Genomic DNA, 7,682 nt, shown 5'->3' with positions numbered 1-7,682 from the left:
AACCCGTTCCGTTTGTCCCGCAACCGGGCCCCGGCGATCGGGGTGTCCACCGTGAAGAACAACGTGTCGAACCCCGCCGCCGCAGCCCGCTCCACCAGGCTGTAACTGATCTCCCGCTGCCGCATCACATACAACTGGAACCAGTTCCGGCCGTGCGGGTTCGCCGCTTTCACGTTCTCGATCGAGGTCGTGCCCAGGGTGGACAGGGTGAACGGGATCCCCGCCGCCGCAGCCGCCCCCGCCCCGGCGGTCTCGCCCTCGGTCTGCATCAACCGGGTGAACCCAGTCGGTGCGATCCCGAACGGCAACGCCGACCGGCCACCCCAAATCTCACAAGACGTGTCCACGCTGGACACATCCCGAAGGATCGAGGGGTGGAACTCCACATCCTGGAACGCCTGCCGCGCCCGCGCCAACGACAGCTCCCCCTCGGCCGCGCCCTCGGTGTAGTCGAACGCCGCCTTCGGCGTCCGCCGGCGAGCGATCCGCGCCAAATCCTCGATCGTCAACGCCGACGACAACCGCCGCTTCTTCAGATTCAGCTCCGGCCGCTTGAACTGCATCAACTCCAGCAACTCCGCCGGACGAGGGAACTGACGGGAAACCATGTGACTGCCTATCTGGGGTCGTAGCGGATGAGGTGGGAGGTGCGGGCGACGAGGCCGCGGAGCGTCTCGAGGTCGCCGGAAAGGAGACCGGCAGCACGAGCCTGCACCAAGACGTTGCCGATGGCGGTCGCCTCGACCGGCCCGGCGAGAACGGGCACGCCGGCCCGGTCGGCGGTGGCCTGGCAGAGCAGGGCGTTGCGCGCTCCGCCCCCGACCAAGTGGATGGTGTCGACCGGCACGCCCGACAGCTCGGACGCGCGCTCCACGGTACGCGCGAACGCCTCGGCGAGGCTCTCGACGATGACGCGGACCATGCCCGCAGGGCTAGCCGGTGCCCGCAGCCCGCGCTCCTCGAACCAGGACGCGATCCGTGAGGGCAGGTCTCCGGGCGCCAGGAACCGGGGGTCGTCGGCGTCGAACAGGTCGGCCGGTCGCGGCAGCGCCGCGGCCTCGGCGAGCAGCGCCTCCAGGGTCACGGGGAGTCCACGGCGCTGCCATTCGCGCAGCGACTCGCTGAGCAGCCAGAGCCCCATGACGTTGTGCAGGTAGCGGATGCGCCCATCCACTCCGCCCTCGTTGGTGAAGTTGGCCACACGTCCCTCGTCGCTCAGGATGCGGTGCTCGATCTCCACGCCGACGAGGCCCCAGGTGCCGCACGAGATGTATGCCGCGCGGGAGGCATCCATCGGCACGGCGACGACCGCCGACGCGGTGTCGTGTGAGCCGACGGCGGTGACGGCCGGGCCGCCGCCGTCGAACGGCAGGTCTGAAGCCAGCGACGGGAGCAGTCCGCCGACGTGGGTTCCGGCATCCACCAGCGGGGCGAACACCGAACGCGGCAGCCCGAGGCGCGCGATGAGCGGGTCGTTCCAGCCGCCGTCGCCGGTCAGCAGTCCGGTGGTGGACGCGTTGGTCCGCTCCGCCTGCTCGGTCCCGGTCAGCCAGTAGGTGATCAGGTCGGGGACGAGCAGGATGCGGTCAGCGCTCCCGAGGGAGCCGTCGGCCGCATCCACCGACAGCTGGTACAGCGAGTTGAACGGGAGGAACTGGAGCCCGCCCTCCCGGTACAGCTCGGCCGGGTCGACCGTGGCGTGCACCGCCGAGACGCCGGCCGCGGTCCGCTCGTCGCGGTAGTGGTACGGCTCGCGGAGCAGCCGTCCACCGGCCAGCAGACCGTAGTCGACCGCCCACGCATCCACGCCGACGCTCGCAAGCCCGGGGTCGGATCGCGCAACCACGCCGAGCCCAGCGAGCACGTTCGCGTAGAGGCCGGTCGCATCCCAGTGCAGGGCCGCGCGGTCCCCCTCCCACACCCGTACGGGCGTGTTCGGGAAGCGCGCGGCCTCGGTCAGCTCGAGCGTGTCGGCGCCGACGCGGGCATGCATCACGCGACCGCTCGTCGCCCCCAGGTCGACCGCGGCGACGGTGCCGGAGGCGCCAGCTCCACTCGCCGTCATCGCAGGAACGCGGCCGCGACCCCCGCGTCGACCGGGATGTGCAGCCCGGTCGTGTGGTCGAGGTCGCTGGTGCACAGAACGAACACCGCGTTGGCCACGTGCTCTGGCAGCACCTCGCGCTTGAGCAGCGTCCGCTGCGCGTAGTACTGGCCGAGCTCCTCTTCCGGCACCCCGTAGACCGCCGCGCGCTTGGCGCCCCAGCCGCCGGCAAAGATTCCGGAGCCGCGCACGACACCGTCCGGGTTGATGCCATTGACGCGGATGCCGTGCTCCCCGAGCTCCGCCGCGAGCAGCCGCACCTGGTGCGCCTGGTCGGCCTTCGTCGCCGAGTACGCGATGTTGTTCGGGCCGGCGAAGATCGAGTTCTTCGAGGAGATGTAGACGATGTCGCCGCCGAGCTTCTGCTCGATCAGCACGCGGGCCGCGGCACGCGACACCAGGAACGACCCCTTGGCCATCACATTGTGCTGCAGATCCCAGTCGGCGTTCGTGGTCTCCAGCAGCGGCTTCGAGATCGACAGGCCTGCGTTGTTGACGACCAGGTCGAGCCCCCCGAAGGCGAGCAGCGCATCCCGGATGGATGCCTCCACCGCCTTCTCGTCGGTCACGTCCGCAGCGACACCGATCGCCACGTCCGCGCCGCCGATCTCGGCCGCGGCTGCTTGCGCCTTCGCCAGGTCGAGGTCGGCGATGACGACGCACGCGCCCTCACCCGCGAGCCGGGTCGCGATCGCTTTGCCGATGCCCGAGGCGGCGCCCGTGACGAGCGCGATGCGGCCGGCGAGCGGCTTGGGCTTCGGCATCCGCTGCAACTTGGCCTCCTCCAGCGCCCAGTACTCGATGCGGAACTTCTCCGACTCCGGGATGGGCGCGTAGGTCGACAGCGCCTCGGCGCCGCGCATGACGTTGATGGCGTTGAGGTAGAACTCGCCCGCCACGCGGGCCGTCTGCTTGTTGGCGCCGTAGGAGAACATCCCGACGCCCGGGATCAGCACGATCGCCGGGTCCGCGCCGCGGATCGCAGGCGAGTCGGCCGTCGCGTGCCGGTCGTAGTAGGCCTGGTAGTCGGCCCGGTACTGCTCGTGCAGCTCCTCCAGCCGCGCCACCGAGTCCTCGATGGAGGCGTCGGCCGTGAGGTCGAGCACGAGCGGCTTGACCTTGGTGCGCAGGAAGTGGTCCGGGCAGGAGGTGCCCAGCGCTGCCAGCCGCGGGTGCTCAGCGGAGGCGAGGAAGTCGAGCACGACCGGCGAATCGGTGAAGTGGCCGACCTGTACCCGGTCGGTGGAGGCGATGGCACGCAGGTGCGGGGCGAGGGCCGCGGCCTTCGCCCGCCGCTCCGCCTCCGGCAGCGGCTCGTAGCCGGGCAGCGCCGCACCGAACGGCTCCGGGCGTCCGTGCGCCGCGATGTAATCGGCGGCCGTCTGGATGATCCACAGCGAGTTCGCTTCAGCCTGGTCGCTCGTGTCGCCCCACGCCGTGATGCCGTGCCCGCCGAGGATCGTGCCGATCGCATCCGGGTTCGCCGCCTTGATCGCGGCGATGTCGAGCCCGAGCTGGAACCCGGGGCGCCGCCACGGAACCCACACGACGCGACCGCCGAAGATCTCCCGCGTCAGCTGCTCGCCGTCGGCCGCCGTCGCGATGGCGATACCGGAGTCAGGATGCAGGTGGTCGACGTGGGCCGCATCCACCAGGCCATGCATCGCCGTGTCGATCGACGGCGCCGCGCCGCCCTTGCCGTGGAGCGTGTAGTCGAGCGCCGCGACCATTTCGTCCTCGCGCTCGACGCCCGGGTAGACGTTCTGCAGCGCCCGGAGCCGGTCCAGGCGGAGCACGGCGAGGCCCTGGTCGGTGAGCGTGCCGAGGTCTCCCCCGGAGCCTTTCACCCAGAGCAGCTCGACCGGCTCACCCGTGACCGGGTCGGTCTCGGTGCCCTTGGCGGACGTGTTCCCGCCGGCGTAGTTCGTGTTCGCAGGATCGGAGCCCAAGCGGTTGGAGCGGGAAAGGAGTGCTGCGACGGTCTCGTTCGCGTGTTCTTTCGCGGTCATCCGGCTCACGCCCCCCATCCGGCCTGCGTGCCGCCGACGCGGTCGGCCTCGATCTTCTCCTGGTACCGGCTGGCCTTGTAGGCGGCCATCGGGTCGGCCTGTAGGCCGCGCGACTCGCGCCAGGCGGCCAGGTCGGAGCGCACGTCGGTGTTGAACGCATCCATGAACACCGTGTTGGCCGCGAGGACGTCGTTGGCGCGCTGGGCGGCGTCGAGAGCGTCGAGGTCGACCAGCAGGGCCTTCGCCGTGGCCTCCTGCACGTTGAGCACCGACCGGATCTGGCCCGGGATCTTCGCCTCCAGGTTGTGGCACTGGTCGAGCATGAACGCGACCTCGGGGTTCGCGTAGCCGCCGCCGCGGATCACCTCGAAGATGATGCGGAACAGCTGGAACGGGTCGGCCGCACCCACGATCAGGTCATCGTCGGCGTAGAACCGGCTGTTGAAGTCGAACGAGCCCAGCTTCCCGAGCCGCAACAACTGCATCACGATGAACTCGATGTTCGTGCCCGGCGCGTGGTGACCGGTGTCCAGGCACACCACCGCGCGGTCGCCGAGCGCCGCGGTCTGCACGTAGCTCGTCCCCCAGTCCGGAACATCCGTGTGATAGAAAGCCGGCTCGAAGAACTTGTACTCCAGCACCAACCGCTGACCCTCACCGATGCGCTCGTAGATCTTCGCCAGGGAGTCTGCCAGGCGGTCCTGACGCGCGCGCATGGAGTCCTGACCCGGGTAGTTCGTGCCGTCGGCCAACCAGATCTTGAGGTCGCGCGACCCCGTCTCGTTCATCACGTCGATGCACTCGAAGTGGTGGTCGATGGCCTTCTGCCGGATGCGGTCGTCGGAGTGCGTGACCGAACCGAACTTGTAGTCGTCGTCCTGGAAGGTGTTCGAGTTGACCGTCCCGAGCTCGACGCCGTTGTCCTCGGCGTGCTTCTTCAGGTCGGCATACGAGTCGACCCGGTCCCACGGGATGTGCAGGGCGACGCTCGGAGCCAGGCCGGTGTGCTTGTGCACCTGCGCGGCGTCCGAGATCTTCTCGAACGGATCGCGCGCGGTGCCCGGGGTTCCGAACACCCTGAACCGGGTGCCCGAGTTGCCGAACGCCCAGCTCGGCAGCTCGATCGCCTGCAGCGCCAGCTGATCCCGGATCTCGACGGGGAGGGTCATGGGAGTTTCACTTTCTCTCTGCCGCTGCGGGATGCGCGGCCGCTGTCGTGGTCGAAGCCGTCGCCGGTCAGCGGACGACGTCGACGGTGGCCGGCAGTGCGGTCGTCGCGCTCGTGCGCCCAGCGCCGATGGTCTGGTCGTCGCGCCCGGGGAGCCGGAGCACCCCGTCCACACCGTCCGGGAGCTCGGCCTCCACGGTGAGGTCGTCACCGTCGAGCGTCCACCGCACGCGCACCGGGCCGTGAGGCGTCGCCAGCGAGGTCTCCGCCTCGGTCAGACCGCCGCCCGGCTGCGGCGCCACGAGCACTCGGGCGTAGCCCGGCTCGAGCGGGGAGACTCCCCCGACCACGCGGTGCATCCAGTCGGCCACAGCGCCCAGGGCGTAGTGGTTGAAGCTCGTCATCTCGCCCGGGTTGATGGTGCCGTCGGGAAGCATCGAGTCCCACCGCTCCCACACCGTCGTGGCTCCCATCGTGACCGGGTACAGCCAGGACGGGCACTCGCGCTCCAGCAGCAGCCGGTACGCGTCGTCGAGGTGGCCGGTCTGCGTGAGGGCGTCCGTGATGAACGGCGTACCCGCGAAACCGGTCGAGATGCGGTAGCCGGCCTCGGCGGTCAGCTCCGACAGCCGGTTGCCGGCGAACTCCTCGTCGGTCGGGTCGAGCAGTCCGAAGACGATCGCGAGCGCGTAGACGGTGGTGCAGTCGCTCTTCACGACACCGTCGCGGACGTACTCGGTCGTGAACGCCTGGCGGAGGCGCGCGGCCAGGGCCTCGAACTCCGCCTGCTCGTCCACCCGTCCGAGCAGCTTCGCGGTCTCGGCGACGATCGTCGCCGAACGGAAGGCGCAGGCCGTGGCGACGACTCCGGTGTCCGCCTTCGCGCGCGCCGGGTCCTCCGGCGGTGCGTCGGGGTCGAGCCAGTCGCCGAACTGGAAGCTGGTGTCCCAGACCCCGGCCGGTGACAGCAGCGACTCGACATGCCGGACGTGCGAGGTCATCGAGTCGAACTGCCGCCGCAGCACCGTGTCATCGCCGTACGCCTGGTACAGCGTCCACGGCACCCACACCGCAGCGTCGCTCCAGATGGCGGTCGATTCGACCGGGCCGAAGTCGGTCGGCTGGTCGATGTGCTTCAGGATGTCCGGGATTACGAAACCGACGATGCTGTCGTGGTGCTGCTGCTCCAGGTCGAGGTCGACCAGCCAGTCGGAGAGGAACCCGTCGACGTCGTACAGGAACGCCGCCGTCGGCGCGAACGCTGCGATGTCGCCCGTCCAGCCGAGCCGCTCATCGCGCTGCGGGCAGTCGGTGGGGACATCGAGGAAGTTGCCGCGCATCCCCCACACGACGTTCTCGTGGAACTGATTGAGCAGCGGGTCTGAGGTGCGGAACTCGCCGATGCGCGTCAGCTCGGAGCCGACCGCGATCGCCGTCAGGTCCTCCGGCTTCAACTCGCCCGGCCATCCCTCGATCTCGGCGTAGCGGAACCCGTGGAAGGTGAACGTCGGCTCGAACTCGTCGACCCCGCCGCTCAGGATGTAGCGGTCGGTCGCCTTCGCACTCCGCAGCGGGCGGACGCCCAGCTCGCCGTGCTCGAGCACCTCGGCGTGACGGATCACGACCTCCGTGCCTGCCTCGCCCTGCACTCGGACCTTGATCCAGCCGACCAGGTTCTGGCCGAAGTCGACCAGGGTCCGGCCCGACGGGGAGGTGGTGATCTCCTGCACCGGGAGCGCGGCCCAGCGGGTCACGCGCGGACCGATGTACGGCGTCAGGGTCGCGGTATCGAAGTCGAGCTCGCGCACGCCCGTCCATCCCTCACCCGCGAAACCGACGGTCTTCCAGGCGTCGTCCCGCAGACGGGCGTCGATCGTCTGCCCGTCGTACAGGTCGTTGGCGAGCACCGGGCTGGGGCCGGAGGTCCAGTCCTGATCGGTCACGACGAGCTGGGTCGTGCCGTCGGCGAACTCCACCTCCAGCTGGGCGAACGCTCCGAGGCTGTCACCGTAGTACGAGCCGCCGCCGGCCCAACCCAACCGTCCGCCGAACCAGCCCTTGCCGAGCGCGAGCGCGAGGACCGAGGTGTCGCTCAGCAGTTCGGTGACGTCGTAGTCCGCGTACCGCAGGTGCCACTCGTAGGCGCTCCAGCCCGGCGTGAACAGGTCCTCCGACACCGGGCGACCGTTGATCCACGCCTCGACGATGCCGTGAGCGGTGAGGTGCAGGGTCGCACGGGTGACGGCGCCATGGCCGGCCTCGAGGGAGAACTCCCGTCGCAGCAGCGGCGCTCCGTCGAAGTCGTTCGCGGCGGCGATCATGCGGGCGTGCCAGTTCATTGCGGTGTCTCTCCGGTTTCGTGTCGTTGGTTCGGTGTCGGTGGTCTCGGCGGGCATCCGGC

The 7,682-nt window shown here is 69.9% G+C and carries 5 protein-coding genes; all 5 read right to left on the bottom strand.

All coding sequences use genetic code 11. From position 1 onward, the window contains the following. Positions 1–608: alpha-hydroxy acid oxidase (locus AB4Z18_RS17430; protein WP_441783995.1), on the bottom strand; the 608-nt coding region annotated here is incomplete at its 3' end. Positions 609–616: 8 nt separating this feature from the next. Beyond that, positions 617–2,065, bottom strand: coding sequence for a rhamnulokinase (locus AB4Z18_RS17425; protein ID WP_441783994.1), 1,449 nt, complete (start codon positions 2,063–2,065; stop codon positions 617–619). Continuing rightward, positions 2,062–4,113, bottom strand: a complete 2,052-nt coding sequence (locus AB4Z18_RS17420) for a bifunctional aldolase/short-chain dehydrogenase (protein WP_441783993.1) — start codon at positions 4,111–4,113, stop codon at positions 2,062–2,064. Before AB4Z18_RS17420 ends, AB4Z18_RS17425 begins: the two co-directional genes overlap by 4 nt. 5 nt (positions 4,114–4,118) lie before the next feature. Then, a complete protein-coding gene (gene rhaI, locus AB4Z18_RS17415) occupies positions 4,119–5,282 on the bottom strand; it encodes an L-rhamnose isomerase (protein WP_441783992.1) in 1,164 nt (387 codons plus the stop codon). Between the two features lie 67 nt (positions 5,283–5,349). Further along, positions 5,350–7,620 (bottom strand): family 78 glycoside hydrolase catalytic domain, encoded by a 2,271-nt coding sequence (locus AB4Z18_RS17410; protein WP_441783991.1) that lies wholly within the window; start codon positions 7,618–7,620, stop codon positions 5,350–5,352. Positions 7,621–7,682 lie beyond the last annotated feature (62 nt).

The sequence above is a fragment of the Leifsonia sp. 2TAF2 genome (assembly GCF_052115085.1).
Classification (GTDB): Bacteria; Actinomycetota; Actinomycetes; order Actinomycetales; family Microbacteriaceae; genus Leifsonia.
The sequence above is the reverse complement of the archived record's forward strand: the minus strand, read 5'-3'. Positions and strand labels throughout refer to the sequence as shown.

Coding starts and splice junctions, on each gene's coding strand:
- AB4Z18_RS17425 (WP_441783994.1), bottom strand. CDS start 2,065: ATGACGGCGAGTGGAGCTGGCGCCTCCGGCACCGTCGCCGCGGTCGAC.
- AB4Z18_RS17420 (WP_441783993.1), bottom strand. CDS start 4,113: ATGACCGCGAAAGAACACGCGAACGAGACCGTCGCAGCACTCCTTTCC.
- rhaI (WP_441783992.1), bottom strand. CDS start 5,282: ATGACCCTCCCCGTCGAGATCCGGGATCAGCTGGCGCTGCAGGCGATC.
- AB4Z18_RS17410 (WP_441783991.1), bottom strand. CDS start 7,620: ATGAACTGGCACGCCCGCATGATCGCCGCCGCGAACGACTTCGACGGA.